The sequence below is a fragment of the Propioniferax innocua genome (genome assembly GCF_006716235.1).
Classification (GTDB): Bacteria; Actinomycetota; Actinomycetes; order Propionibacteriales; family Propionibacteriaceae; genus Propioniferax; species Propioniferax innocua.
In genome coordinates this window covers 24,815-51,147 of the sequence record NZ_VFOR01000003.1, presented here as the reverse complement: position 1 = coordinate 51,147, position 26,333 = coordinate 24,815, and the positions used below count along the sequence as shown (strand labels likewise).

28 protein-coding genes are annotated in these 26,333 nt (G+C 66.1%); 13 read left to right on the top strand and 15 right to left on the bottom strand.

Translation table 11 applies throughout. The features are described from left to right. Positions 1-153 precede the first annotated feature (153 nt). Complete coding sequence (gene tsf / locus FB460_RS11720; protein ID WP_142094386.1) at positions 154-966, bottom strand: translation elongation factor Ts; 813 nt, start codon at positions 964-966, stop codon at positions 154-156. Between the two features lie 49 nt (positions 967-1,015). Next, on the bottom strand, positions 1,016-1,864 hold the full coding sequence (rpsB, locus tag FB460_RS11715; protein ID WP_142094385.1) for a 30S ribosomal protein S2: 849 nt from the start codon (positions 1,862-1,864) through the stop codon (positions 1,016-1,018). Positions 1,865-2,301: 437 nt separating this feature from the next. Here rpsB and FB460_RS11710 point away from each other — a divergent pair, with 437 nt between their 5' ends. Continuing rightward, positions 2,302-3,408, top strand: a complete 1,107-nt coding sequence (locus FB460_RS11710) for a peptidoglycan DD-metalloendopeptidase family protein (protein WP_142094384.1) — start codon at positions 2,302-2,304, stop codon at positions 3,406-3,408. Between the two features lie 258 nt (positions 3,409-3,666). Then, a complete protein-coding gene (locus tag FB460_RS11705) occupies positions 3,667-5,331 on the top strand; it encodes a DUF222 domain-containing protein (protein WP_170210078.1) in 1,665 nt (554 codons plus the stop codon). Positions 5,332-5,338: 7 nt separating this feature from the next. On the opposite strand, the gene FB460_RS11700 is transcribed toward FB460_RS11705, so the two are convergent. After that, positions 5,339-6,247, bottom strand: a complete 909-nt coding sequence (locus FB460_RS11700) for a tyrosine recombinase XerC (RefSeq protein ID WP_142094446.1) — start codon at positions 6,245-6,247, stop codon at positions 5,339-5,341. 131 nt (positions 6,248-6,378) lie between these two features. Between FB460_RS11700 and def the strand changes: the two genes are divergently transcribed. After that, positions 6,379-6,969, top strand: coding sequence for a peptide deformylase (gene def, locus FB460_RS11695; RefSeq protein ID WP_142094382.1), 591 nt, complete (start codon positions 6,379-6,381; stop codon positions 6,967-6,969). Between the two features lie 8 nt (positions 6,970-6,977). On the opposite strand, the gene FB460_RS11690 is transcribed toward def, so the two are convergent. Genes FB460_RS11690 through FB460_RS11680 form a run of 3 tightly spaced genes read right to left on the bottom strand, consistent with a single transcriptional unit; the run spans position 6,978 to position 8,920 of the window. Beyond that, positions 6,978-7,802: a TrmH family RNA methyltransferase gene (locus FB460_RS11690; RefSeq protein ID WP_142094381.1), complete on the bottom strand. Its 825-nt coding sequence runs from the start codon at positions 7,800-7,802 to the stop codon at positions 6,978-6,980. Then, positions 7,799-8,131, bottom strand: coding sequence for a hypothetical protein (locus FB460_RS11685; RefSeq protein WP_142094380.1), 333 nt, complete (start codon positions 8,129-8,131; stop codon positions 7,799-7,801). Before FB460_RS11685 ends, FB460_RS11690 begins: the two co-directional genes overlap by 4 nt. A gap of 3 nt (positions 8,132-8,134) precedes the next feature. After that, a complete protein-coding gene (locus tag FB460_RS11680) occupies positions 8,135-8,920 on the bottom strand; it encodes an ABC transporter ATP-binding protein (protein WP_142094379.1) in 786 nt (261 codons plus the stop codon). Between the two features lie 33 nt (positions 8,921-8,953). Here FB460_RS11680 and FB460_RS11675 point away from each other — a divergent pair, with 33 nt between their 5' ends. Next, positions 8,954-9,652 carry a hypothetical protein gene (locus FB460_RS11675; RefSeq protein WP_142094378.1) on the top strand — a complete coding sequence of 233 codons (699 nt, stop codon included), beginning with the start codon at positions 8,954-8,956 and terminating at the stop codon, positions 9,650-9,652. Positions 9,653-9,665: 13 nt separating this feature from the next. Here the strand turns inward: FB460_RS11675 and FB460_RS11670 are convergent, their stop codons facing one another. Then, positions 9,666-10,463: an ABC transporter permease gene (locus FB460_RS11670; RefSeq protein ID WP_142094377.1), complete on the bottom strand. Its 798-nt coding sequence runs from the start codon at positions 10,461-10,463 to the stop codon at positions 9,666-9,668. Next, positions 10,460-11,203: an ABC transporter ATP-binding protein gene (locus tag FB460_RS11665; RefSeq protein ID WP_142094376.1), complete on the bottom strand. Its 744-nt coding sequence runs from the start codon at positions 11,201-11,203 to the stop codon at positions 10,460-10,462. The genes FB460_RS11670 and FB460_RS11665 overlap by 4 nt, the downstream gene beginning before the upstream one ends. Before the next feature lie 64 nt (positions 11,204-11,267). Here FB460_RS11665 and FB460_RS11660 point away from each other — a divergent pair, with 64 nt between their 5' ends. Next, on the top strand, positions 11,268-11,786 hold the full coding sequence (locus tag FB460_RS11660) for a helix-turn-helix domain-containing protein (RefSeq protein ID WP_142094375.1): 519 nt from the start codon (positions 11,268-11,270) through the stop codon (positions 11,784-11,786). Positions 11,787-11,796: 10 nt separating this feature from the next. Here the strand turns inward: FB460_RS11660 and fabI are convergent, their stop codons facing one another. Together fabI and fabG are read right to left on the bottom strand one after the other, a co-directional pair. Then, a complete protein-coding gene (gene fabI / locus FB460_RS11655; RefSeq protein WP_142094445.1) occupies positions 11,797-12,567 on the bottom strand; it encodes an enoyl-ACP reductase FabI in 771 nt (256 codons plus the stop codon). Positions 12,568-12,598: 31 nt separating this feature from the next. Next, positions 12,599-13,312: a 3-oxoacyl-ACP reductase FabG gene (fabG, locus tag FB460_RS11650; RefSeq protein WP_211345985.1), complete on the bottom strand. Its 714-nt coding sequence runs from the start codon at positions 13,310-13,312 to the stop codon at positions 12,599-12,601. Between the two features lie 82 nt (positions 13,313-13,394). Between fabG and FB460_RS11645 the strand changes: the two genes are divergently transcribed. Then, entirely contained in the window at positions 13,395-13,715 is a 321-nt protein-coding gene (locus FB460_RS11645; protein ID WP_170210077.1) for a DUF3099 domain-containing protein, read from the top strand. Positions 13,716-13,735: 20 nt separating this feature from the next. On the opposite strand, the gene moaA is transcribed toward FB460_RS11645, so the two are convergent. After that, positions 13,736-14,746 (bottom strand): GTP 3',8-cyclase MoaA, encoded by a 1,011-nt coding sequence (gene moaA, locus FB460_RS11640; RefSeq protein ID WP_142094373.1) that lies wholly within the window; start codon positions 14,744-14,746, stop codon positions 13,736-13,738. Positions 14,747-14,860: 114 nt separating this feature from the next. Here moaA and FB460_RS11635 point away from each other — a divergent pair, with 114 nt between their 5' ends. The 4 genes from FB460_RS11635 to FB460_RS11620 are packed head-to-tail and all read left to right on the top strand — an operon-like array spanning position 14,861 to position 17,628. Then, positions 14,861-15,181 carry a DUF6457 domain-containing protein gene (locus FB460_RS11635; RefSeq protein WP_211345984.1) on the top strand — a complete coding sequence of 107 codons (321 nt, stop codon included), beginning with the start codon at positions 14,861-14,863 and terminating at the stop codon, positions 15,179-15,181. Positions 15,182-15,214: 33 nt separating this feature from the next. Then, positions 15,215-15,988 carry an SURF1 family cytochrome oxidase biogenesis protein gene (locus tag FB460_RS11630; RefSeq protein WP_170210076.1) on the top strand — a complete coding sequence of 258 codons (774 nt, stop codon included), beginning with the start codon at positions 15,215-15,217 and terminating at the stop codon, positions 15,986-15,988. Between the two features lie 57 nt (positions 15,989-16,045). Further along, complete coding sequence (locus FB460_RS11625; RefSeq protein WP_142094371.1) at positions 16,046-16,834, top strand: SDR family oxidoreductase; 789 nt, start codon at positions 16,046-16,048, stop codon at positions 16,832-16,834. Beyond that, the gene (locus tag FB460_RS11620; protein ID WP_142094370.1) at positions 16,831-17,628 is read left to right on the top strand and encodes a putative RNA methyltransferase; all 798 of its coding nucleotides are present in this window, start codon (positions 16,831-16,833) and stop codon (positions 17,626-17,628) included. Before FB460_RS11625 ends, FB460_RS11620 begins: the two co-directional genes overlap by 4 nt. 4 nt (positions 17,629-17,632) lie before the next feature. On the opposite strand, the gene FB460_RS11615 is transcribed toward FB460_RS11620, so the two are convergent. The 3 genes from FB460_RS11615 to FB460_RS11605 are packed head-to-tail and all read right to left on the bottom strand — an operon-like array spanning position 17,633 to position 21,341. Continuing rightward, entirely contained in the window at positions 17,633-19,489 is a 1,857-nt protein-coding gene (locus FB460_RS11615; protein WP_142094369.1) for an ABC transporter ATP-binding protein, read from the bottom strand. Positions 19,490-19,535: 46 nt separating this feature from the next. Beyond that, positions 19,536-20,018: a helix-turn-helix domain-containing protein gene (locus tag FB460_RS13355; protein ID WP_246044402.1), complete on the bottom strand. Its 483-nt coding sequence runs from the start codon at positions 20,016-20,018 to the stop codon at positions 19,536-19,538. Between the two features lie 9 nt (positions 20,019-20,027). Continuing rightward, positions 20,028-21,341, bottom strand: a complete 1,314-nt coding sequence (locus tag FB460_RS11605) for a GNAT family N-acetyltransferase (protein WP_142094368.1) — start codon at positions 21,339-21,341, stop codon at positions 20,028-20,030. 116 nt (positions 21,342-21,457) lie between these two features. On the opposite strand from FB460_RS11605, the gene FB460_RS11600 reads away from it, so the two are divergent. The 3 genes from FB460_RS11600 (at position 21,458) to FB460_RS11590 (ending at position 25,047) form a co-directional block, all read left to right on the top strand. Then, positions 21,458-22,507, top strand: coding sequence for a DUF4185 domain-containing protein (locus FB460_RS11600; protein WP_142094367.1), 1,050 nt, complete (start codon positions 21,458-21,460; stop codon positions 22,505-22,507). A 72-nt stretch (positions 22,508-22,579) separates the two neighbouring features. Then, positions 22,580-24,178, top strand: a complete 1,599-nt coding sequence (gene abc-f / locus FB460_RS11595; RefSeq protein ID WP_142094366.1) for a ribosomal protection-like ABC-F family protein — start codon at positions 22,580-22,582, stop codon at positions 24,176-24,178. Between the two features lie 185 nt (positions 24,179-24,363). After that, positions 24,364-25,047: a DUF5134 domain-containing protein gene (locus FB460_RS11590; protein WP_142094365.1), complete on the top strand. Its 684-nt coding sequence runs from the start codon at positions 24,364-24,366 to the stop codon at positions 25,045-25,047. Positions 25,048-25,082: 35 nt separating this feature from the next. On the opposite strand, the gene FB460_RS11585 is transcribed toward FB460_RS11590, so the two are convergent. Further along, positions 25,083-26,315 carry a GNAT family N-acetyltransferase gene (locus FB460_RS11585; protein WP_142094364.1) on the bottom strand — a complete coding sequence of 411 codons (1,233 nt, stop codon included), beginning with the start codon at positions 26,313-26,315 and terminating at the stop codon, positions 25,083-25,085. Positions 26,316-26,333: the final 18 nt, after the last annotated feature.

Sequence of the window (26,333 nt, the reverse complement as noted above, 5' to 3'; positions counted from 1 at the left end):
CTGACCCACGGCGTCACCGAAGGCGTCGTCACCCAGCAGATCCGGGTAAGAAAGCAGATCCGGACATGAAAAAGCCGGGGCGGTTCACACCGCCCCGGCTTTTCGTGTCTCGCTCGACGTCAGGTCAGCCGGACACTTGCTTCAATGAGTGGATCAGGCCTCGCCGGCCTCGAAGCGCTTGAAGCCCTTGATCTCGACTCCAGCATCCTTGAGCACCTGACCGACGGTCTTCTTGTCCTCCGACACCGACATCTGGTCAAGGAGGCAGACATCCTTGAAGAAGGCATTGACGCGCCCCTCCACGATCTTGGGCAGCGCCTGCTCGGGCTTGCCCTCCTCCTTGGCCTTCTCCTCGGCGACGTGACGCTCCTGCTCGATGACCTCGGCCGGAACATCATCGCGCGTGAGGTACTGCGGGCTCATGGCCGCGATGTGCATCGCCGTGCTCTTCAACACAGCCTCGTCACCCTCGGCGTCGATGAGGACGCCGACCTGCGGGGGCAGGTCAGCTGCGCGACGGTGCAGGTAGACAGTCGGCTCACCGGAGACCCAGGCAGCCTCCTTGAGCTCGAGCTTCTCGCCGATCTTCACAGCGAGATCGGCGACCTTCTCGCCAACGGTGCTGTCGCCCAGCGGGGCAGCCTTGGCGGACTCGAGATCGTTGGCCCGGGCCGCGTCGACAGCCTTGGCCACCTCATCGGCGAGCTCCATGAACTCGGCGTTCTTGGCGACGAAGTCGGTTTCGGCGCCCAGCTGGATCAGGGCACCACCGTGGGTGGCGACAAGACCGTTGGAGGCCTCACGGTCGGCACGCTTGGCGGCTTTGGCCTGGCCCGAGACGCGGAGCACCTCGATGGCCTTGTCGAAGTCGCCATCGGCCTCCACGAGGGCCTTCTTGGCGTCCATCATGCCGGCACCCGTGGCGTCTCGGAGCTTCTTGACGTCAGCAGCTTTGAAATTGGCCATGAATTTCAGGTCCTTCTCTGTGTGTGGTGCTCTGGGTTGGTGAACGTGCTCAGTTGGCGGACGCGTCGGACTCTACCGAGCCCTCGGTCGGCTTCGCAGCCTGGTCGGCTGCAGGTGCCTCAGCCTTCTCACCACCGGCGAGCAGGTCTCGTTCCCAGTCGGGCATCGGCTCGGCCTCAGCGGCACCCTCGGCACCTGCTGCACCACCGGAGCGGGCAAGCAGACCGTCGGCAACGGCGTCAGCGATCACACGGGTGAGCAACGAGACCGAACGAATCGCGTCATCGTTGCCGGGGATGGCGAAGTCGACCTCGTCGGGGTCGCAGTTGGTGTCGAGGATGCCGATCACCGGAATGCGCAGCTTGCGCGCCTCATCGACTGCGAGATGCTCCTTCTTGGTGTCGACGACCCACACCGCCTGGGGGACCTTCGGCATGTCACGGATGCCACCGAGATCCTTCTCGAGCTTGTCCTTCTCACGGCGGAGCATGAGGAGCTCCTTCTTCGTGAGCCCCGATCCGGCGACGTCGTCGAAGTCGGTGGCCGCGAGTTCCTTGAGACGAGCGATGCGTCGCGAGATGGTCTGGAAGTTGGTGAGCATGCCACCGAGCCAGCGGTGATTCACGTACGGCATGCCGACGCGGGTGGCCTGCTCGGCAATCGACTCCTGAGCCTGCTTCTTGGTGCCGACGAACAGGACCTGCCCTCCCGCGGCGACGGTCTCACGCACGAAGGCGTAGGCCTGGTCGATGTACTGGAGCGACTGCTGAAGGTCGATGATGTAGATGCCATTGCGCTCGGTGAAGATGAAGCGCTTCATCTTCGGGTTCCACCGACGCGTCTGGTGCCCGAAGTGGACACCATTTTCGAGCAGCTGACGGGCTGTGACGACGGCCATGGCCGTTCCTCCTTGGTTCGGGCACGCGGATGCGCACCGTTTGGTTCATGTGCCTCCGGTGAGGGAAGCACTCCTGATGTGGCCATGCCCGCACGCCATCGGCTCACCCATCCGCAACTCCAACACCCGCAGGTGTGGCGTCACATCGTGGTGAACGCATTGGACCCGGTGCGGCCATCCGGCTCCCCGGAGCGACCACATGCGAAGTCAGTTCATCCAGAACTGCTGACGGCATTGTATGCCGGACCTCACGCCGCCGCCAACACGCCGATGACACGACTCACCGCTGAATCCCGTGGACGCCGTTCATGGCGTCATCCATCCACGGCGTCATCCACCCACGGCTTCGTCCACAGGGTCGACGCGTCACCAAGCTCCATCCACAGGCCCCGGATCCATCGGTTCGTTTTCGACGCACCCCTTCCAGAGTGAACGACGTGGACCTTCCTCGCTCTACCTCGTTCTGTCTGCGCGCCCTCCTCGGCTCACGCCCGGCCACATTCCACATGATTCGTGGGGCCCTGGGCCACCACCACCCCGGCGACGCTCCCTCCATCCGGCCGCACCGGATCGGCGCGGTCGCCATCCTCACGACCCTGCTCGCCCTCATCACTCCGGCCCCTTCTGCCAGCGCGAACCCTGCCCTGCCGAACCCGGCCACAGCACCCATCCCCGGATCCCCGGTGCGCGGCTTCAGCGCCCCCGACCCGGATTGGCTACCGGGGCACCGAGGCATCGACATCGCCGGCGACCCCGGGCAACGCATCGAGGCCGCAGCCGCTGGCACCGTCGCGTTCGTCGGGGTGATCGACGGGGTTCCCATCGTCACCATCGACCACGGTGATGTGCGCACCACCTACCAACCGGTTCGCTCACTCGTGGATGCCGGCCAAAGCGTGGAGCTCGGGCAGGTGATCGGAGAGCTTGAGGCAGGACACCCCGGCTGCCCCGCCGAAGCCTGTCTGCACTGGGGGCTCAAACGCGGCGACACCTACCTGGACCCGACCAGCCTGCTGGGTGACGCCACCGAAGGCGCCAACACCCGGGTGCGCCTGCTGCCCGAGAACGCCATGGTCGTGGCGAACGAGCGGGCGGACGAACGGGTGGCCCAGGCCCCACCAGAACTGGATGGCGCCGCACCACCGGCGGCCCCGGGCAAGCTGGCCCCACCATCGACGGGGACGCGCACGTCACCGTTCGGCATGCGGCTCCACCCGGTGCTCAACGTATGGAAGCTGCACGACGGCCTCGATTTCGGCGCACCGTGCGGAGCACCCATCCGCGCGTCGGCCGATGGAGTGGTCATCGAGACCCACTTCAACGCCGGGTACGGCAATCTCGCCACGATCGAGCATGACCTGGACGGCCGAAAGGTCCGCACCAGGTACACACACGCGATCGACTTCTCGGTGAACCCGGGTGACCAGGTCCGCATGGGGCAGGTCATCGGCCGCGTCGGATCCACCGGCTATTCCACCGGCTGCCATCTGCACTTCATGGTCTGGGTCGATGGGCAACTGGTCGACCCGGCGAGCTGGCTGTGAGCCATCCGATCCCAGGCCAGAGCGACAGAGCCCGCCCCTGCCCCAGAACGACACATGACGGCGAGCCAAACATCTTGCCAACACCCCTTGAGGATACGAACAAAGTTTCGATATACTGAAGGGGAGGTTTCACCCCACCGAAATCCAGCCAGAGTCGAATCCAGCCAGGCTCGATCTCTCAGCCCGTCTCTCATCAGCCCGTCTCCTGTGTCTCCCTCTTGGATCGCCGGTTTCATCTCATGTGAGGAGGTGTTCGCCATGTCCGTCATCGATCTGCCGTCTCGGGCCGATGTCATGGCCGCTCTCACCGAGGCCCGTCTGCGCCAACGTCGCGCCGAGATCGATCAGGTCGCGCTCATCGCCACCGCCGCCGATGCCTATGGGTGGGTCGACACCGATCCAGCGGCCGATCCGGGTTCCCCCTCGGTACTGCACGGCGAGCAGCTCCTCAGGTTCGGAGCCGACGGAACTCCGGAAGTGGCCGAGTTCATCTGTCTCGAGGTCGGCCCCGCCCTACGCATGTCCCCCGACGCCGCCCGCGCCCTGATCCGTGACGTCCTGAATCTGCGCCATCGTCTACCACTGCTGTGGGCAGCCGTGCTCGACGATGGCGTCGAGGTCAGGACCGCCCGCACCATCGCTCGCAGAACCAGCGCTCTGGACTGCGAGCCCTGCCGTTGGCTCGACGCCCAGCTGGCTCCCCTGGTCGCTCACCGCGCTTCGGCCTGGAAACTCATCACCACTGCCGAAGACCTGACCATCCGTGCCGATGCCGAACTCGCCGAACGCAAGCGTCAAGAGGCTCTGGCCGCACGCCGCGTCGAACTGGCTCCCGTGATCTCCAATGAGGGAACCACCACCGGTGTCACCGATGTCTTCGCCCGTCTCGACACCATTGATGCGATCCAGCTCGATGGGACCCTCGACGCGCTCGCCGAATACCTGGCCACCGACGCCACCCACCAGGAGCATGTCCCACGTGATGTGCGCCGCGCCCGCGCCCTCGGCCTGCTCGCAGACCCCGCCGCAGCAGCACGTCTCCTTACCGGTCAGGTCCGCACAGGAGCAGAGTCGAGCAGGACAGGAGCAGCGTCGAGTGACAAGGCACCCGGGTCGCCGGGCAACGCCCACAACGCCGACCCTGCGCCATCCACCATCTGCGCGCCGACCACGACCGTGACGATGGTCGTCCATCTCAAGGCCTCCGACTTCGCCGGCGGCCCTCACGCCAGCGGCGGTGTCTGGGAACGCCATGGGCCGCAGACCCGCCAGGCGTTGCAAGAACTGCTGGGGCGGGAATCGACCGCGCAGGTGCGGATCCAACCGGTCATCGATCTCAATCAGCCCATCGCCGTGACCACCTACCGGCCCAGCGAACGCCTCGGGCTGGCCGTCCGACTCCGCGATGGCGCGGAGGTGTTCCCCTGGTCCAGCCGCCGGGCCGCCGCAACACTCTGCAAAGACACAACCGGCCGTCATCAGCGGAGCGACAATCTTGACCTCGACCACACCACGGCCTGGCCCATCGGCCCCACGCAACTGGACAATCTGGGGCTGTTGTCACGCACCACCCACCGGGCCGTCACCCATGGTGGCTACAGGGTCGATCAGGTCCGCTCGGGCGTCTTCCGGTGGCGGACCCCCGCTGGTCAGACCTGGTGGACCCACGCCCATGGCACCACCGATCACCCGCCACCGCAGCCAGGCAGCTATTTCGACGCCAACCCCGATATCGACCGGGTTGCCACGTCCACATCGATGCGTGTGGCGCACCTTCTCGACGCCGATCCACCCGATCCCGCCATCGAACAGACCACCAGCCACGCTCACCACCACGCTTGGGCCACGGCGGCCACACCCGGCGGTCGCCCCAGACAGCGGCCCCCGGACCAGTCTCCAGACGAGCCCCCGCCACCGTTCTGAGCGTGGGTCAGGCCCGCGGGTGGGCCTGGTTGAACGCAGCACGCAGTCGGTCGGTGGTCACATGGGTGTAGATCTGCGTGGTCGCGACAGAGGCGTGCCCGAGCATCTCCTGAACGCTTCGGAGGTCGGCGCCGCCTTCCAGCAGGTGGGTCGCCATCGCATGTCGCAGCCCGTGCGGGCCGAGGTCGGGGGCGTCGGGGACGGCGGCGAGGCAGCGGTGAACGATGCGACGTACGACGCGCGGGTCGATCCGGCGGCCCCGGTCGCCGATGAAGACGGCATCGGTGGTCTCGGCGACGAGTTCGCCCCGCACCGCGAGCCATGCGTCAAGAGCTCGCCAGGCCGGGGCCCCCAGCGGCACCGTGCGTTGTTTGTCGCCCTTGCCGGTCACGCGCAGGGAGCGGCGATCATGGTCGAGGTCCGCCAGATCGAGTGCGGTCAACTCGCCGACGCGGATGCCTGCGCCGTAGAGCACCTCGAGGATGGCCACATCCCGGCGTCCGCCCGGGCCCTCGTCCTCGGCCGCCGCGGCCAGGGCGGCGTCGAGCATCTCGATCGCGTCACCGGTACTGATGGTCTCGGGCAGTCTGCGGGGAAGCTTGGGGGTCTGCAATCCGGCGGTCGGGTCATGGTCGATGATGCCGGTCCTGCGGCACCAGGCGAAGAAGCCCCGGGCGGCCGCGGCCCGGCGATGAACGGTCCGACGCGATGCTCCTGCGGACTGTTCACGGGCCAACCAACCACGCACCATGGGAAGCCGAACCTGTTGCAGATCGTCGACACCCACCCCATGAAGGTGCTCCAGCATTGCCCGGAGATCGTTCCGGTAACCCCGCACCGTGTTGGATGAGAGTCCACGCTCGACCTCCAGGTGACGCACCCATTCCTCCAACAGCGCAGAGGCGGCAGGCGACATCGTGGCAGGACTTGGATCAGTGGACACGCCACCATGGTCGCCCAGTGGCCTCGCATGCCACCGTGGCCACGCCGTGACCGATATACAATCATCGGCCGACGCCACCTGACCAACACCTGCACTGGAGCGCCATGACGACTCTCGATGACCTCACCACCGGCGGAGATGTCCGCCCGATCACTCGTTGGGGAACGCCGGTGATGCATGCCAAGACCCGGCCGGTCACCGAGTTCGATGACGATCTGCACACCCTGCTGCGGGACATGTTCGCGACCATGCGCGCCGCCCAGGGTGTCGGCCTCGCCGCGACCCAGGTCGGCGTCGACCTTGCGGTCTTCGTCTACGACTGCACCGACGCCGATGACCAGCGTCACGTGGGCGTCGTCTGCAACCCTGAAGTGACCCTGCCCACCGGCCGCGACCGTGTGTTGGAATCCGTCGACGAGGGGTGCCTGTCACTGCCCGGCGCGTTCCAGGCCCTCGCTCGCCCCGACACCGCCACCTGCGTGGGCCAGGACTTCAACGGCGATCCCGTGGAGATCCACGGCACCGGCTACTTCGCCCGCTGCCTTCAGCACGAGACCGACCACCTCAACGGCATGGTCTTCGGCGATCGCCTCTCCGCACGAGCCCGCAAGAACCTCTACCGACGCCACGAGGAGGTCGCTGACCGTTACCTCGAGGACTGGCCGGTGAGTGCCAAGCAGGATGGAAATCCGTAAGGAGATACCTACGCCGATCGGCGCCCTGCCGGACCCAGCGAGTAACACGCCACCGCCGCAGCAGCCGCGACGTTCAACGAATCGATGCCCGCGAACATGGGGATCTTCACCACGTGATCGGCCTGATCGATCCACGTGCTCGACAGCCCGGCCCCCTCGGTCCCCAGCAACAGCGCGACCTTCACATCGGCGGGGAGCGATGCAGCCACCTCCGGCAGGTCACGGGCATCGTCCGACAGGGCCAGGGCCAGCACGGTGAATCCGGCCCGTTGCAGCGTCGGCACGGCGTCGGCCCAATCGGGCAGACGAGCCCACGGCAGATCGAACACCGCGCCCATGGCCACCTTGATCGACCTCCGGTACAACGGATCGGCGGCACGGGGCGCCAGGAGCACACCGTCCCATCCGAGCCCGGCCGTGCAACGCAGGATCGCGCCGACGTTGGTGTGATCGACGATGTCCTCACACACCACCAGACGGTTCATCGCCAGCAGGTCATCGACGCCATGGCGCACCTCGCGATGAAGTGACGCCAACGCGCCCCGATGCACGTGAAAGCCGGTGACCTGCTCGGCCATCGCCTCGGACACCACATAGACCGGCACACCGGGGTGAGTGGACAGCACATCCTCCAACGATGCGAGCCAGCGCTCCGCGAGCAGGAAGGACCTCGGTCGGTAGCCGGCCGCCACCGCTCGGTGGATGACTTTCTCCCCCTCGGCGATGAACAGGCCGTTCTCGGTCTCGAGTCGACGCCGCAGGGAGACATCGCGTAGTCGCACGTAGTCGGCCAGCCGGTCATCCTCGGGGTCGTCGATCTCGATCAGCGTCACAGTGCCCGCCTCGGAGGGGCGGACACCACGTCGTCGAGATCGTCGTAAGGAACATCGATCGGGCTTTCAGCCTGGCCCTTCCAAGGCTTCACCCACCACACGAGCACCGACGCCGACACCAGGAACACCACCGCGGGAACAGCGATCTCGATGCCCCGGTCACCGAGCATCGCCACGGTACCGGACCCAGAAGCCACCAGAGCGGCTGCCGCGAGCACATGGGCCCACCGCGACCGGGTCAGGATCCCGACCGAACCGAACATGAGCACAGCCGTGAGCCACCACGCCCACGCGTTGTCGCCGAGCCAGTCGACGAGGTTCACAGACACAGATCAGCCCACGGCGCGCGCGGTCCAGCGTCCGCCACGACGTTCCAACTCCAGGGGAAGCCCGAACGTGGCAGACATGTTGGCTGCGGTGAGTGTCTCCTCCAACGGTCCGGCCGCAACGACGCGGCCCTCCGACATCAGCAGAACATGCGTCATACCCGGAGGGATCTCCTCGACATGGTGGGTGATCATGACCATCGCCGGGGAGAATTCATCTGCCGCCAGCTGTGCGAGGCTCCGCACCAGCAGTTCGCGTCCGGCCAGGTCCAGGCCCGCTGCGGGCTCGTCGAGCAGGAGCAGCTCGGGGTCGGTCATGAGTGCCCGTGCGATCTGAACGCGCTTCTTCTCGCCCTCGCTCAGGGTGCCGAACGTGCGGTCGGCCAAGTGCTCGACGCCCAACGACGTCAGGAGCTCCACGGCGCGCTCATGGTCGAGCTCGTCGTATTCCTCCTTCCACCGCCCGGTCACGGCGTAGGCGGCCGAGACCACGGCGTCGGCGACACGTTCGCGTTTGGGGATGCGATCGGCCAGAGCCGCGGAGGTGACACCGATGCGTGGACGCAGCTCGAAGACGTCGACGATGCCCATGATCTCGCCGAGGATCTCGGCGATCCCGTCGGTGGGATGGATCTGCGCGGCGAGCACCTGCAGCAGCGTGGTCTTGCCCGCCCCGTTGGGGCCGATGACGACCCACCGGTCCGCGGCATCGATGCGCCAGTCGACGTTGTCGACCAAGGTTGCGGTGCCTCGCCGCACCGTGACGCCCGAAAGATCCACCACAGTTTCCATGGCTGCCAAACTATCAACCGGTACCGTGGCGAGGTGCCCGTACTCGCCGCCATTCGCCTGACCGCCACCCTGAATCATGCAGTGGTCCATGGCACCGACCCGCATCTGAGCACCGATTGGATCATGGCCGACGACGTGGCCCATCACGTCATCGACGCCGACGGGATCGGCTCCACCGAACTCACGATCGCACTGCGGACCGCCAGGCTCCCCGACGATGGTTGGGTCCTGGCTCTCCCCCGACCCGGCGCACTCGGCCCACTGCGCGGCCCACTGCCCCTGAGTCGGGCCGCCATGGACGCCGGCGCGGCGGTGATCAGCGTCAGCGGCGGCACGGCGCTCGTTCCGCACCGCGTCGGCCCCGCCCTCCAGTGGGAGGTGTTCGACGCGGCCGCTCCGGGCCTTCTCCCCAGCGCCGCCGAGGCCGACCAGTTGCTGCGTCATGCCATCCTCGAGGCCGCGAACCTGTTGGAGGGCCTCGATCTCACTTCGGGCACTCGACCCGACGCCACCGAGATGCCGCTTCCGCCGGGATTCGGCGCCCGCTCGCAGAAGGCCGTCGTGCGCGGTCTGAACATCCTCACCGCCTGCGACGCGGCTCTCGATGATCACAGCGAAATCCTCCATGCCCACGGGGTCCACCAGCGCATCACCGCCCTGACGCCCGTGCGCGCCGCCGCGATCGACGCGATCTGCGCCACCGTCTCGTGGGGGTCGGGTGTCACACCATGAACACGATCTGACCTCAGGTGATCCCACGCCGCAGAGTGGTCACCATCGCCGATGAGGCAGCCAGCGCCGCGTATCCGACCAGTACCAGCCCACCGGCCCAGACCGGCAGCAACACCACTGCCCCTGACCCGGCTGTCCGGGAGATCGCATCGAGCACGAAACTCTGCCCCGCGATGGCACTCGCCGCTCCCCCGGGGAGCCACGGGTACAGGTTCTGCACTCCGGGAGCCGCCGTCAGCATCGACTCCAGCAGATAGAACCACAGCACAGCGATCCCGATGCAGACCTTTGCCCGAGGGATCAGGGAACCGATCCCCACCCCGACCAGCGTGTACATCGCCATGGCTCCCCCCATCCGCAGAGCAGCCAGTGAAACCGGCCGCCATCCAAGAGCAGGATCGAACCCAGCCACAGCGCACCCCGCGAACACACCGACCGTGGCGGCCCCTGCCAGAACAAGCCCGTATGACGCTCCCAAGGCCACCCCGACCACCAGTTTCGCCATCACGACGCGGTGTCGACGAGGCTCCGCCAGGAATGTGGGGACGCTGGTCCGATGCTCGAACTCCCTGGTCATCAGTTGCGTTCCCAACAACAACGGGATGGGAGCGCTCAGCACCAGAATGCCGAGGAGCCCACGCACACCTTCCACGGTGTCCGGCCCGGGCATGGGCGGATTCATGTTGTCGGGCCCCATGACGATCAAGCCGCCGGTCAGGAAGAGCCCGACGGCGAGCCCCGCCAATACGTGGAGCCCCCAGGCCCTGGTGCTCGCGGCCCGAAGAAACTCCGCGCTGATCGCTTTTCTCATCGCCGTCCACCGGCCTTTGCATAGACCGCTTCGAGTGAATCGACGCCCAGATCTTCCTTGAGCCGCTCGACAGCCCCGGCCACCAGAGTCCGGCCCTCCCGAACGATCACCACATCGTCCAGCACCCCTTCGAACTCCGAGAGCACATGGGTCGAGACCAGCACTGTGCGCCCGGAGGCGGCGAAGTCACGCACCAGCTCACGGATCCAAGCGATTCCATCGGGGTCAAGACCGTTGGTGGGTTCATCCAGTACGACGATGCGGGGATTCCCCAACAGTGCGGTGGCGATACCCAGACGCTGTCGCATACCGGTCGAGTAACCGCCAGCACAGCGATGTACATACGACTCCATCTCCAGCTCTTCGACACAACGATCGACGCGTTCGGCCCGGTGACCGCCGAACGCCGCATACACCTTGAGGTGGGCGTATCCGCTCATGGCGGGGTCCACGGTGCTCGAGTCCAACACCGCGCCCACGACGGACGTGGGGTTCTCGTGGCGTTCATACCGGACCCCCTCGATCGTGGCGGTCCCCGAATCGGGACGCTGCAGTCCTAAAAGGCATCGAAGCGTCGTGCTCTTACCGGACCCATTGGGGCCCAGGAAGCCGGTGACCCTGCCCGGACGCGCCTCCAGGCAGACCCCACGCAATGCATGGTGCCGCCTGAACGTCTTGGTCAGCCGATCCACGCACACCCCTTCACCAGTGCCAGCTTCGCCTTCTCGCCATTCGGTCATGACACTCCTCAGCTAGGATTGATATCGCCGACGCGAACATTATCACTATTGAGAAAGGTTGGTCGTGGAAGAGTCCCTGAAAGCACTGATGCACCCTCTGCGCTGGCGGATCATCCAGCAATTGGCCGGTGGCCCTTCCACAGCCGGAGAAATCAATGCCAAGCTGACCGACGTCGCGCCCGCCACGCTCTACCGGCACCTGCAGGCGCTCCTCACCGCCGACCTGATCGCCGTGACCGATGAGAAACCCGTTCGCGGAGCGGTCGAGAAGACATACACTCTGGCCGGCCTCCTCGATGACTCCGACCCATCCCCCGAGAGTCGCAGGAATCAAGCCGCGTTGGTGCTCGGCCTTCTCCAAGCCGATGTCCTCGCCTATCTCAAGACACCACTCGACCCCGACCCAGCCGGTCTGACGCTCACCCGTACGGAGATCTACGCGACGCCCCAGGAGCTTGACGAGTTGAGCAAGGCCCTCACCGAAGCGCTGACGCCGTTACTTCACCCGCATGAAGGAGCGACTCCACACCACTTGGGCCTGATCATGACTCCGGAAACGACCACCGGCCAGGACGATTCATGACCGGGCGGCGTCACGCCCCCATCGCGTGCAATCCACCGTCCACGTGGATGATCTCGCCGGTGGTGGCGGGGAACCAGTCGCTGAGCAGGGCGACGACGGCACGCGCGGTGGGCTCGGCGTCCTTGGAGTTCCAGCCGAGCGGGGCGCGCTCTCCCCAGACCTCGTTGAAGGCCTCCGCGCCGGGGATGGCCTTCTTCGCGAGGGTGTCGAGCGGCCCGGCGGCCACGAGGTTGGAGCGGACGCCCTCGGGCCCCATGTAGCGGGCCAGGTAACGGTTGGTGGATTCGAGGGCGGCCTTCGCCACGCCCATCCAGTCGTAGGCGGGCCAGGAGAAGGACGCATCGAAGGTGAGCCCCACGACCGAGGATTTCTCGGCGAGCATGGGCTGAACCGCGCGCGTCAGGCTCACCAGTGAATACGCCGAGACCTGCACCGCCGGGCCGACGTCCTCCCACGGCGTCGACATGAATTTGCCACCGAGCGCGGTCTCGGGGTTGGCGAAGGCGATCGAGTGGACGATGCCGTCGAGGTGGTCCATGTGTTCCCCGAGCTGTTCGGGCAGTCGAGCCAGATGTTCCTCATCGGTCACGTCGAGCTCGATCAGCGGCGGCACGGGATCGAGCTTCTTGATCACTCGGTTGGTGAGGCTCATGGCGCGCCCGAAGTTGGAGACGACCACGTTGGCCCCCTCCTCTTGGGCGATCTTCGCCACGACGTAACCGATGGAGGTGTTCATCGTGACGCCTGCCACGAGGATGTTCTTGCCTTCGAGGATGCCCATGGTCTGCCTTTCGCGGGAGGGGTTGGAGGGGTCAGTGGCCCATGCCGAGGCCGCCATCGACGGGGATGATCGCACCGCTGATGTAGGAGGCGGCGTCCGACGCCAGGAACTCCACGGCACCGGCCACATCGTCGACACCGCCGAGACGCCCGGCGGGGATGCGGGCCTTGTAGTCCTTGACCTGATCCTCGGAGAGGGCATCGGTCATGTCTGTCTCGATGAAGCCCGGCGCCACGACATTGGCGGTGATGCCGCGCGATCCGAGCTCACGGGTCAGCGACCGGGCCATCCCGACCAGACCGGACTTGGCCGCGGCGTAGTTCACCTGGCCACCGGAGCCGAGCATGCCCACCACCGACGACAGGAAGATCATGCGCCCCCAACGCGCCCGCACCATGGGGCGGGCAGCCCGACGGGCGAGGCGGAAGCCACTGGTGAGATTGGTATCGAGAACCTTCTCGAACTGTTCATCGGTCATCCGCAGCAGCAGGGTGTCATCGGTGACACCGGCATTGGCCACCAGAACCTCCACCTTGCCGAGCTCTTCCTCGACGCGGGTGAAGGCGGCATCGATGGCGTCGGCGTCGGTGATGTCACAGGCGATCGCCAGAACACCTTCGGGGGCGGTCCCCGAGCGGGACAGTCCGGCCACACGGTGGCCCGCCGCGGCGAACCGGGCGGCCAGAGCATGACCGATTCCCCGGCTGGCTCCGGTGACGACGATGGTGCGGGTCTGTTCTGCCACTGATCACTCCTCGACTCCACCCCGGGCCCACGCCCCGGGAGTTGGCGTCACGCTACTAGATCTCCCGACCTATGCTGATCGAGTGCCCACTCGCAACGGTTCCGCAGGTACGGCGGTCATCACCACGGCTCGCAGGAGCCGTTCGGCCGACCGCCGCAACCGCATGCGCAACTACCTGTTGGCGATGGCCCTGCGCGTGGTCTGTTTCATCCTGATGATCGTCATCGACGACACCGTGGCGCGCATCGTGTTGATCGCGATCGCCGGTTTCGTCCCCGGCATGGCGGTACTGGCCGCCAATGCGGTCGATCGTCGACGCCAGGCCACCGCGCCGGTGGAACAGGGATTCCCTCAGGAGCGTCCGGCCCTCACCGACCACCGGACGATCACCGTCGACGACTGACCCCTCTCGTGTTCGGGACGTCAGCCACCGATCGCCGACATCGGCCGATCCGGCTGGAGGAACGAGGGGTCGTTGATGCCGTGGCCGGGCAGTTTGGCGCGCACGGCGCCCACCCAGCGTTCCACGATGGCGTCCTCATCGGCTCCCCCGCGCAGCAACTCCCGGAGGTCCGATTCGGTTCGCGCGAACAGGCAGTTGCGGATCTGCCCGTCGGCGGTGAGCCGGACACGATCGCACGCTCCGCAGAACGGACGCGTCACCGAGGCGATGATGCCGACGACATGCTCGGTGTCGTCGATGCGGAAGCGCTCGGCCGGAGCGCTGCCACGCTGACCGAACGGCGTGAGGGTGAAGACCTCCTCCAGCGCGCCCTGCACCTCGTTGGCGGTGATCATGCCGTCCCGTGTCCAGCCGTGCTGGGCGTCGAGCGGCATCTGCTCGATGAAACGGAGTTGGACGCCGGTGCGCATCGCCCAGCGCACGAGATCAACGAACTCGCCATCATTGATGCCTCGCATCGGCACGGTGTTGATCTTCACCGGATGCAGCCCTGCTGCGACGGCGGCGTCGATACCGGCGAGGACATCGGCGAGCCGATCGCGTCGCGTGAGTTCCTTGAATCGTTGGCGATCGAGTGTGTCGATCGAGATGTTGATGCGATCGAGTCCGGCTGCGGCGATCTTCTCGGCGCGCCGGTCGAGCCCGATGCCGTTGGTCGTCAGGGCCACCTGCGGGCGTGGTTCGAGGCCCGCGATGGCACCGATGAGTTCCTCCAGGTCCTTGCGCAGCAGAGGCTCCCCACCGGTGAGACGCACCGTGCGGATACCAAGGCGTCGCACACCGATGCCGATCAGACGCACCAGTTCATCGAAGGTGAGCTGCTCGGAGATCGGCTGCCACGGCACGCCCTCGGCAGGCATGCAGTAGGTACAGCGCAGGTTGCACCTATCGGTGAGCGACACCCGGAGATCTGTGGCGATCCGTCCGTGAGTGTCAGCCAGGGGAAGGCGCGTGGGGACCGGATCAGACATGCGCGCCAGTGTACGACCCACCTTTTCCGACGCTCAGGCACCGCCCCGCCGAAGGGTCAGGAAAGCGGCGTGCAATCATCGGGAAGAACCCCACCCCGGCATGGAAGGACGAAGATGGCCGAACAGATCCGCCTTCAATCTTGGTTGGAGACCCTGGATTCGGAGCTGGCCCTCGAGACGGAGACGAGCGGAAGCGTGCTCGATGAGGACACCATGCACATCATCCTCGACCTCGCCCGCGATGCCGCGAACAACGTGACCCGACCTGCTTCACCGCTGACGGTGTTCACCCTTGGAGTGCTCGTCGGACAAGGAGCCACGCTCGGTCAGGCCGCGGCCAATCTCACCCAACTCATGCACGACGCCACCCCCGAAGGCTCCGGTGACGAGGGTTCCGGCGACACCGAAGGCCAGGACGCCAGCATCGAGCAGTGACCGCCCCGAAGACCGACCGCCTAGAGTGGAGTGGTGCGACGTCTCTATCTCCGCTGGCTGGGCCTGCTGGTCTTCGTGCTGGTTCTGGGCATCGCCTTCGTCAACCTCGGACAATGGCAGCTGCGTCGGCTCGAGCAGCGTCAGAGCGCCAACGCCGTGGTGATCGCGAACCAGAACCGTCCACCGATCCCCTATTCCGACGTCGCCGATCAGCCCATCACCGATGAGGACGAGTGGCAACGCGTCACGGTGACCGGCACCTTCGATGCCGAGCACCAGTTCATCGCGCGCTACCGCGTCAACGACGAGACCCCCGGCATCGAGGTGGTCACTCCCCTGGAGCTCGGCGACGGGCGGGCCTTGCTGGTCGACCGTGGCTTCATCCCCGTCGAACGCGGTCAACCGATGCCCGAGACCGCCCCTGCACCACCGACCGGTGAGGTGACGATCACCGCGCACCTGCGTCCATCCGAGAACGGGCGACGCAACGCGCTGGAACCGGTCAACGGTCAGATCCGCCTCATCAACAGCGACGCCCTGGCCGAGGCTCTCCCCCATCCGGTACAGGACGGGTACGTGAGCGTCCTGGAGATGACGCCTCCGCAGGAGGGTGGATTCGTGCCGGTCGCACTGCCAGAGCTCTCCGAAGGCCCGCACTTCTGGTACGCCGTGCAGTGGTTCATGTTCACCGGCATCGCGCTGGTTGGACTGGTGGTGTTCATCCGCGGTGATATCCGCGAACGACGCAGGGGCCGGGACACCAGTACGAATCCGGCCCCCGAGCCCGACACCAACCGCACTGACTGAGATGCTGAGGCGGACCGAGAAGCCGGGGCCAGCCGCCCACAACCGATAGGAAGAGCCATGGACCTCAATCTGACCGACCGCGTGTTCGTCGTCACCGCCGCCAGCAGCGGACTCGGATATGCCACCGCCAGGAGCCTGGTGGCCGAAGGTGCACGCGTGGTCCTGGTCGCCCGACGTGAAGAGGTTCTGGTGGAGCGCGCCCGCAAGCTCGGCACGGACCGAGCCGTCGCGGTCGTGGGCGATCTCGCCGAACCCCTGACGCCGGTGCGAGCCTGTGAGGTCGCCATGGAGACGTGGGACCGCCTCGATGGAGCGTTCATCAGCGTCGGTGGCCCCCCGGCCGGCACCGCCGCGACCAATACCGACGACGAATGGCGCGGCGCGTTCGAATCGGTGTTCCTGGCTGCAGTCCGAACCATGGACGCAGTGCTGCGGTACGCCAAATACCCCGAGACCGCCGGCCCCCGTGGCGTCAGCGGCCCAGCGATCGGCTTGGTCCTCTCATCGTCCGCGAAGCTGCCGATCAACGACCTCACGATCTCCAACGGCCTGCGCCCTGGGCTGGCCTCACTCATCAGCCAGTACTCCACGACGTTTGGGCCGATCGGTGCACGCGTGTTCGGCCTGATGCCCGGCAAGATCGGCACCGATCGCATGCAGCAGCTCTGGAGCCTGTCCGATGATCCGGCTGCGGCCAAGGAGGCCACCGAGGACGAGATCCCGTTGGGCCGTATCGGCACACCCGAGGAGTTCGGCCGCATCGCGACCTTCCTGCTCTCACCGGCGGCCTCCTACGTCTCCGGCTGCGTGATCCCCGTCGACGGCGGCCTCATCCCGATGCCGTGACCCTGACCCACGTGGTCGACTGTCTGCAATGCCCGCACTGCAGACAGCCCTTCACCCTCACATCCGGTTCCCTGCGGTGCACGTCAGGGCATGTGTTCGACGTGGCCCGGCAGGGGCATGTGAATCTGTTGGGCCACGCTCCGGGGAGGAACGCCGACACCGCCGAAATGGTCGCCCGACGTGTCGATGTGCTTCGCGCCGGGCTGTTCGACACGCTCACCGACGCTCTGGCCGAGGTCGCCGCCCGCGTCGACCCCGCGACGATCGTCGATGCCGGTGCCGGCCCGGGACATCATCTGGCAGCCGTGGTGGAGCGAACCGGTGGGCGCGGGATCGCGTGCGATGTGAGCCCCTATGCGTGTCGACGTGCGGCGAAAAAGCCAGGTGTCGGCGCGGTGGTGGCCGACACCTGGGCAGGACTCCCGGTACGCACAGGGGCGGCCGATGTGGTCATGTCGGTATTCGCACCCCGGAACTGGGGCGATTTCGCACGGTTCGCGTCCACCGCGATCGTGGCCTCTCCCCTGCCGGAGCATCTGGCGGAATTACGGACGCGGTTCGGTCTGCTCGGCATCGACGATGACAAGTCCTCCGACATCGACGCCCGCGCCGCCGACGCCGGGTGGCATCGGAAACAGGTGTTTGAGGCCACCGACCGACGCACCGTGCCGGCCGACATCGCCGCAGCGGTCGTCGGCATGGGGCCGAACGCGTTCCACGACCATGGACGGATCGACGACGCCGACGTTCAGGAACTTCAGATCGCGGTGCGCGTGGCGGTGTTCTGCCGATGACCGGTCATTCTGCGAACTGTGTGCGATACAGCTGCGCGTATGTCCCGTCGAGGGCGAGGAGTTCCTCGTGCCGCCCCCGTTCGGTGACGCGGCCCTTCTCCAGCACACAGATCTCATCGGCGCGGCGCACGGTCGAGAGCCGGTGCGCGATCACGATGGCGGTACGGCCCTGCGCGGCCAGGTCGAGAGCCTGCTGGACGCGGGCCTCGGATTCGGCATCCAGGTGGGCGGTCGCCTCATCGAGCACCACGATCGGAGGTGACTTCAGCAGCAGTCGTGCGATGGCCAGTCGTTGACGTTCCCCGCCGGAGAGGCGGTAGCCGCGCTCGCCGATGAGGGTGTCAAGACCGTCGGGCAGGTGCCGGACGAGGTCGTCGATCCGGGCCGACTCCAGCGCCTTCCAGAGCTCGGCATCGGTGGCGTCGGGCTTGGCATACAGGAGATTGTGGCGCACCGTGTCGTGGAACATGTGCGCGTCCTGGGTCACATAGCCGACGCTGTGGCGCAATGACGCCTGCGTCAGGTCACGCACATCGTCACCACCGACGCGCACTGCTCCGGAATCGACGTCGTACAACCGCGCCACCAGATGCGTGACCGTGGTCTTACCGGCTCCTGACGGCCCCACGATCGCAAGCGTCCGCCCCGGCTCCACCGAGAACGACACGTCATGGAGGACCTGCTCGGTTTCGGCTTGGTCCTCGCTCCCAGTGACCTCCAGGGACGCCAGCGTCACGGTGTCGGGATAGCCGAACGAGACGTGATCGAACTCCACCTTCCCCAGCCCGGAGGCCTCCTTGGCGCCAGGGGCATCGGTGATGGCCGGCTTGGTGTCGAGGACCTCGAAGACACGGTCGAAACTCACCAGAGCCGTCATGATGTCGACTCGCAGGTTGGTGAGCTGCGTGAGCGGAGCGTAGAGACGCGCCAACAATCCGGCCATCGCGGTGAGGGTCCCGATCGTCAACGTTCCACGAATGGCCCAGACGCCACCGAGCCCGTAGACCAGCGCCGTGGCCAGGGCCGCGAGCAGCGTCAGGGACACCATGAAGAAGCGGATGTTCATCGCGATCCGCACCGCGACACTGCGCAACTGCCCGGCGCTCTCGGCGAAACGCTCCTCCTCGACGCGGGCATCACCGAACAGCTTCACCAGCAGAGCTCCAGAGACGCTGAACCGCTCGGTCATCAGTCCAGACACCTCGGCATTGAGGTTCATCTGCTGGCGGGTCAGCTCAGCCAACCGTGCCCCCATGATCTTCGCCGGAATGAGAAAGATCGGGACGATGACCAGAGCCGCGATCGTCAGGCGGATCGAGAGTGTGAACATCGCCGCCAGTGTCAGACCGACGGTGAGGATGTTGGCCACCGAATTGGTGAGGGTGGAGGTGAACGCCTGCTGTGCACCGATCACGTCGGTGTTGAGTCGCGAGACGAGTTTTCCGGTCTGGGCGCGAGTGAAGAATGCCAGCGGCATGGACTGCACGTGGGCGAACACCTGGGTACGCAGGTCACGGATCAGGCTCTCGCCCAGATGTGAAGAGCACCAACGTCCAACGAGATTGAGGGCAGCGTCCACGAACGCGATCACGGCCACCACGATGGCCAAGGTGATGACCAGGCGCTGGTCTCCGCCGATGACGCCACGGTCGATGATTCGCTGCAACAGCAGTGGCGGCACGACGCCGACGGCGCTTGAGGCCGCAAGCACCACGAGGAATCCAAGAATGAGCCCCCGGTAGGGCCGCCCGTAGCCCGCGACGCGACGCACGAGACCCTTCGGCAAGGACTCGCGAACGACGCTGCGATCCTTGCGAAGTCCGCTGAGGAGGGGGCCACCTCCGCCGCCCATCATGGACATGCGTTCCTCCCCCTGTTCATCCGGTGGGCCTGTTCACCCGCTGGGCCTACTTGCCCTTCTTCTTGGACTTCTTGGACTTCTTCTTGCCGTCCTTGGCCATCGCAGCCTCCTCGGCGGGCGTCGGCTTCGGGATGGCCGCCCTGCTCAGCCCGGGCGTCCGCTTCACCGCCTTGGTGGCTCGTTTGCGGGCCTTGACCGCCGACTCGGGATCCACGATCGCAGGCTGACCGCCGACGGCCAGCCCCGTGGCGATGCGTGGCACCGCTGCCGCAGCCTCACGGTGCGCCTGCTGCCTGGCTCTCGCAGCCTCACCGCGGGTCGCCCCGCCGCGAGGCCGAAACTCCACCCCGGACTCCTTCAACAGCGACTGGATGAACCCGTAGGAACGCCCGGTGCTGTCGGCCAGAGAGCGGATCGACTCACCGGCGGCATAGCGCAGTGAAAGCTCCATGGCGAGGGATTCACGTTGGTCCCCCACGATCCGAACTCCAGCAGCCAAAGGCTTGGCCGGATGCAGCGGTGACGGCATGCCCTCTCCTTAGAAGTATGTATTCGAATAGGGCTGGCCGAGGCTGGTGAACAGCTGCTGTGCGCGGCTGATCGCCTCAGGTGAGCCCGACAAACGTCCTGATGCCTCCAACGTCCGCGCATCGACGCCACCCAGGAACAACGATGCCAGAGCATCAGCCCCCATGGTGATCTCGGCCGGAGAGTCGGTTCTCTCAACGGTACCCGTTCCATCCACAGCCCGTAGGTGAAAGACACCATCAGCGAAACCCATCGGATCCTCCACGCCCAGGATCAGCTCGGAGTCGACCCCCGGGTAGGCACGTGCCGACAAGATGCGGACCGGATCGAGGATGCGGCACCAGATGAGGTCGGTGCGCTCGGTGACGCGGTAGCAGCGGCGGTCCACCAACGCCCACTCCAGAGGATCGTTGACCGGAGCCCGGTCCCACTCGACCTTCTCCACCAGATCGATGGACGCCAGATAAGCGAACAAAGCGATGTGGGCGTTGGAATTGGCTGCGCAGAGATCACGGATGGTCAGAGTCCGTGCACGCGTGATGTCGTCGGTCACCATGTAACTGGCATACCCGTCCACCTGGCCGTTCTCGTCCATGTGGACGATGTTGCGGACGGTCTCATCACTTGTTTGATCGCTGTAGCTCCAGTGCCCGGCACTCATGTAGGCGTCGTTGCGGGAGCGTCCCACCGAACCCACATTGCGTTCGTGGACCCGCTGGAAGAACTTGGGAGCCAACCGCACGAGCTGGTCACGGCTCGTCATGTGGATGGTGCCGCTGGGCTGCTCGCGGAGCCGGAAGCGAATATCGGTCTTGACCTGAATGCGGTTGATGAACGTCGTCGGGCCGAATCCGAAACGTCCGTAGATGGTCGCCTCGGTGGCCGTGAGCGCCGCCAGCGGAATGCCGCGCTCCTTGGCATCGGTGAGGTCGTCGGTCATCATTCGCCGGAGGATGCCGCGGCGTCGGTGCGTGGGGCGCACCGTCACCTCGGTGATCAGGTGGGCGGGCATGAGCTCGGGCGCCCCGATGTTCATGTCCTTCTCCAAGGAGGCGTACGTGGCCACCGGATAATCCGCGCCCAGCGCCGACGCCGGCTGCTCGGAGTCATGGAACCCCCGCAGAGTCCATCCATCTGCGCAGGCCTCTTCGTAGTAGAGCTGCAGCGAGCGGGCATTGGATCGATTTTGATGAAAACCGATCTGTACCGCCTGCCGCCACCGCCGGAAATCATCAGGGACGTCTCCGGGCCCGGGCGCACCGGGGTATGCGGACATGGTGATGTCCTCGGGCGAGCAGTTGATCGTTCGATATTCCAAGGTCACCCGCGTGATTCTACCGGTCGTGATGCGGAGGCTTCCGGGCCATCGCGGTGGCGGGCCCCGGTGTGATTCGCCAGTGTGGGACTGCACACACAAGCACCACCCCCAGGAGCCTCAACATGCAGTTGTCACGTCGTTCTCTGCTGACCGGCCTCGGACTGGGAGCCGCAGCCGCCGCCATCGGCGTCTCGGTCTCGGAGGCCCCAGAAGCCCGGGCCGCCGGCGTCCGGCATCTGGGCCGCCTCACCGGCCCCGAGCAGACCGGCCACCTCGGGGCCGCCTGGACAGACCTGTGCATCCCTGTCGACACCAACCGCGGCATGCTCTTCATCGGCGGCGACACTTTCGACGGCGCCAAGCTGTTCGAGGGCTCGTGGCGTTCCCCGATCGGCCTGCGCTCCTCCAGCACCGATCTGTACAACCTGCGCATCGACTCGGCCGTCGGCGGCAATCACGCCCGCGGCCTTGTCCATGAGCCCCACCACAACGGCATGACCGCCCTGCCTTCGGATGTGTTCCGCGTCGGCGACACCCTGTACATGCATCTCATGCGTGGTCGACTGCACGACACCCATCACACCGACTTCTGGCGATCCGATGACCAGGGTGAGACGTGGCACTACCTGTGCCAGTGGCCTGGTGACATGTTGGGCGGCGCCTTCCAGCAGAAGACCTACGCTGTGGCCGATGATGGCTACGCCTACGTGCTCTCCTCCCGCTTCAATCGCAGTGTCGATTCGCAGCTGCTGCTGCACCGCGTCCCGCTGGAGCGTCTGGGGGAACCGGCCGCCTACGAACCGTGGGGATGGAACGGCCATCAGTGGGGGTGGGGAGTCGCCGCGACCAGCGTCGGCCCCGTCCAGCCATGGGGCGAGATTCAGTGGCGCGCCATGAACGGCGCCTATGCGCTCTCGTGGTTCGACACCCGCAAATCCTCCGGATACACGGTCAAAGCCGCACGACTGGCACTGCCGACCTCCAACATCTTCGACGCCATGGGCTCGGCCACCCCGCTCGTCTCGCACTTCCCGCGAGGGGGCGCGCAGCAGAAGAACCCGTACGGCGGCTTCATCGTGCCCGGTTCGACCTTCGACAACTTCCATGTGATCGTCAGCCAGTGGACCAGCGACACCGAGTACTGGGTCCATCAGTACGCTGCCTCGATCTGAGCCCGTCCACGGCCCATGTCGGCGCCCGGGCGGTTTGGTTGCCGGGCCGGACTTGCCCGATGATGGTTCGTTGTGTTGAGCGTCTCCCATCTTGAGGTCCGTGCCGGTGCCCGCGTCCTGCTCCAGGATGCCAACTTCATCGTCAACCCCGGGGACAAGGTGGCACTCGTCGGACGCAACGGCGCCGGCAAGACCACCACGACCAAGATCCTGGCCGGTGAGGCCGAGCCCGAGGGCGGGAAGGTGTCGCGTCACGGCAAGATCGGCTACCTACCGCAGGACACCAAGTCCGGCGACCTGGACCAACTGGCCCGTGACCGCATCCTCGCCGCCCGCGGCCTGGACCAGATCCTGAGGCGGATGCGCAACGCCGAGGATGAGATGGCCTCCACCGATGACGATGTGCGGCACCAGGCGATGGACCGCTACGCACGCGCAGAGGCCCAACTCACCGGCGCCGGCGGGTACGCGGCCGAAGCAGAGGCTGCACGCATCGCTGCGAACCTCGCGCTCCCCCAACGCGTGCTCGACCAGCCCCTGCACACACTTTCGGGCGGCCAACGTCGACGCGTGGAGCTGGCCCGGATCCTGTTCTCCGATGCCGAATCACTGTTGCTGGACGAGCCGACCAACCACCTGGATGCAGACTCCATCCACTGGCTGCGCGGCTTCCTGCAGTCCTACTCCGGCGCGGTCCTGCTGATCTCCCACGATGTGAATCTGATCGAGGCAACGGTCAACAAGGTCTTCCACCTGGATGCCAACCGCGGCGAACTCGATGTCTACTCGATGGGTTGGAAGAAGTACCTGGACCAGCGCGCCACCGACGAGAAGCGTCGCCACCGTGAACGCGTCAACGCCGAACGCAAGGCCGAACAGCTGAAGCTGCAGGCGGCCAAGCTGGGCGCGAAAGCCACCAAGGCCGCCGCCGCCCACCAGATGGCTGCCCGTGCGGAGAAACTGTTGGCCGGCGTCGAGGGTGAGCGGGCACAGGACAAGGTGGCCAGGATCCGTTTCCCGGCGCCCCAGCCCTGCGGCAAGACACCCCTCACGGCTGAGAACCTGTCCAAGTCCTATGGGTCGCTGGAGGTGTTCACCGGCGTCGATCTCGCGATCGACAAAGGCAACAAGGTGATGATCATCGGCCTCAACGGCGCCGGAAAGACCACGATGCTTCGCATCCTGGCTGGCGTCGAGGAGCCCGACACCGGCCAGGTGCTGCACGGTCACGGGCTGAAGATCGGCTACTTCGCCCAGGAACACGACACGATCGACCCCGACCGCAGCGTGCTGCAGAACATGGTGTCGGCGTCGCCGAATCTCAACGACACCGAGGTGCGCAAGATCCTTGGCTCCTTCCTGTTCTCCGGTGACGATGTGGACAAACCCGCACGGGTACTGTCCGGAGGCGAGAAGACGCGGCTCTCCCTTGCGATGCTGGTGGTCTCGGGGGCCAATGTGCTGCTGCTCGACGAGCCCACGAACAACCTCGACCCGGCGTCACGGGCCGAGGTGCTCGAGGCGATCCGCACCTACGCCGGCGCCGTCATCCTCGTGACGCACGACGACGGCGCCGCCGAGGCGCTCGACCCCGACCGTGTGCTGATGCTTCCCGACGGCTATGAGGATCACTGGGGGCCGGACTACGCCGAGCTCATCTCACTCGCGTGACCGCCCCACCCATACCCTTGGAGGGTACGGGTATTTTATTGGATCTTGCCAATCTTGCGGGAGGATCTATAACGAAACGGCGAACCATCAAAGAATTCGTAACCCCACCGGGGTATCGGCTGTTCTAAGGTCCGATGAGTCCGAGGCGTCCATCGCGGAGACGCCCGCTGCCATGAAAGAGACCGATGTTCACGCTCACCGATACGCCGGGAAAGTTCCTCATCCTGCTCGTCCTGTTCGCCTTCTGCGCCGTGTGGGAGACCGTGCAGGTGACTCGTCGTCCCGCCGCCACACAGCTCATATCGACGCTGCTGCATCTGTGGATGGCGATCGTCATGCTCTTGATGGTTCCCAAGAACCTGTGGATGCCGTTCGCGTCGATCATCCCGATGCCGGTGATCATCGTGACGATGGTTGTCGGCATCGCCTGGTACCTGTTCCTCGGCATCCGGGGCTTCAGCGCTCGAGGTGACGACCCTCACGGCCCCTGGCATCACCTGGGTCACGCAATGATGTTCGCGGCGATGACGTGGCACCTGTGGGCGATGCACGTCAAGCACTCCATGATGCACCACGGCCACATGGAACACGATCACGGAAGCATGGGTCACGACGGTGTCCTGTGGACCGCCGCGATCGTGGGTGTCCCGTTCATGATCCACCTGCTCGTGGCGGCGATCGGCAACATCCTCCAGTTGGTCCGCGGCCCTCGGGACACGAGCGAAGCCGTGTGCCACGCCAAGCCCACCGGCCCACTGGATTTCCGGCTCGGCGCCCTGTCGATGTTCGCCATGAACTTCGGCATGTGGTTCATGAGCACCGGCCTGATGACACCGCTGCTGCCGTTCATGAAGATATTCGCCTTCTGAGCCATTCGTCTTCTGTGACCCAGTGGGGGAACCTGTCAGAAGAACACGTTGTGCCACGTCGAGGGCACCGAGCCGAATACCCGTGACGCCGACGCCCGGTCCACACCGGCGTCGGCCTCGACGCGTCCGGACATGATCAGATCGGCGAGCCTGCCTTCGCCCAGTAGAGACCCCAGAGCATCGACGCCGAGTCCCAGCGCCGGCTCATCGGCAGCCGCGCGTTCGGCTCGTCCGCATCCATCGACGACGGTGATACGCCAGGTGCCGGCGGCATGGCCCAGCGGATCGTCGACGCGCAGCATCACCACCCCGTCGGCGCCCCAGGGCCGCGCCGCCACGCAGGCCGGCACATCCAGCGGGCGCAGCCACACCGCGTCACTCTGATGGGTGACGGTGACAGCACGAGGATCGATGAGTGAGGCACGCAACTGCTGGGGTGGGGGCGCGAAACCGAGCCTCACCACCTCGATCAGGTCGATGCGGCAGCAGAATTCCAACAGTCCGAACACAGCCCCGGGTTCACCCCAGAGGCTCTCCACCACGAGGGTTCCACGATCGGCGCTGCGATCGTGCCTCCACACCGCAACCCCGTCGACATCACCGTCAGTGGCGCGATGCACCACGGCGTAACGGTCAGTGGGCACCTTGTCCCCGTCGAAGTCGTAGGAGGCCGATGCGATCTCACGTTGGGCCCCCATCGGGTGGACACCCGGCCAGGCCGCACGCGTGCGTCGGGCCACATCGTCGAACCACTCGCCCACAGCCACCGGCTCGACGAGCTCAAAGGTTCCCCCGCAGGGATTGACCAACTGGAAATCACGGGCCGCGATATCGACCTTCCATCGGTCACCGGCCATACCGAAACCGAAGCGGCGATAGATACCGCCCTCGCTCACGGTCAGCCCTGCCAGCGGCATTCCCTCAAGGACCGCTCGTTCCAAGGAGTCGGTCATCATGCCACGCAGCATGCCCCGACGCCGATGGGTGGGGCGGACGGTCACGTCGGTGATCGCCCAGAAAGGCACTGAGCCACGACCCAGATCGAGCGTCCACGGGAACTCACAGAAGGTGCCGACGATCCGCCCGTCCTCCATGACTCCGAACGGTCGCTGACCATCATGGCGAGCCACCCGACACCAGACGTCGAACCAGCCGTCACTCGGTCGGCCCTGGAGGAAGGCCCGTGATGTCTCGGCAACCCACTGCCGGTACTCATCGCCGTCGCCACCGGCGGTGGGCACCTCGATGCGTTCGCTCTGCCATGTCATGGGGGTCTCCCTCGGTCA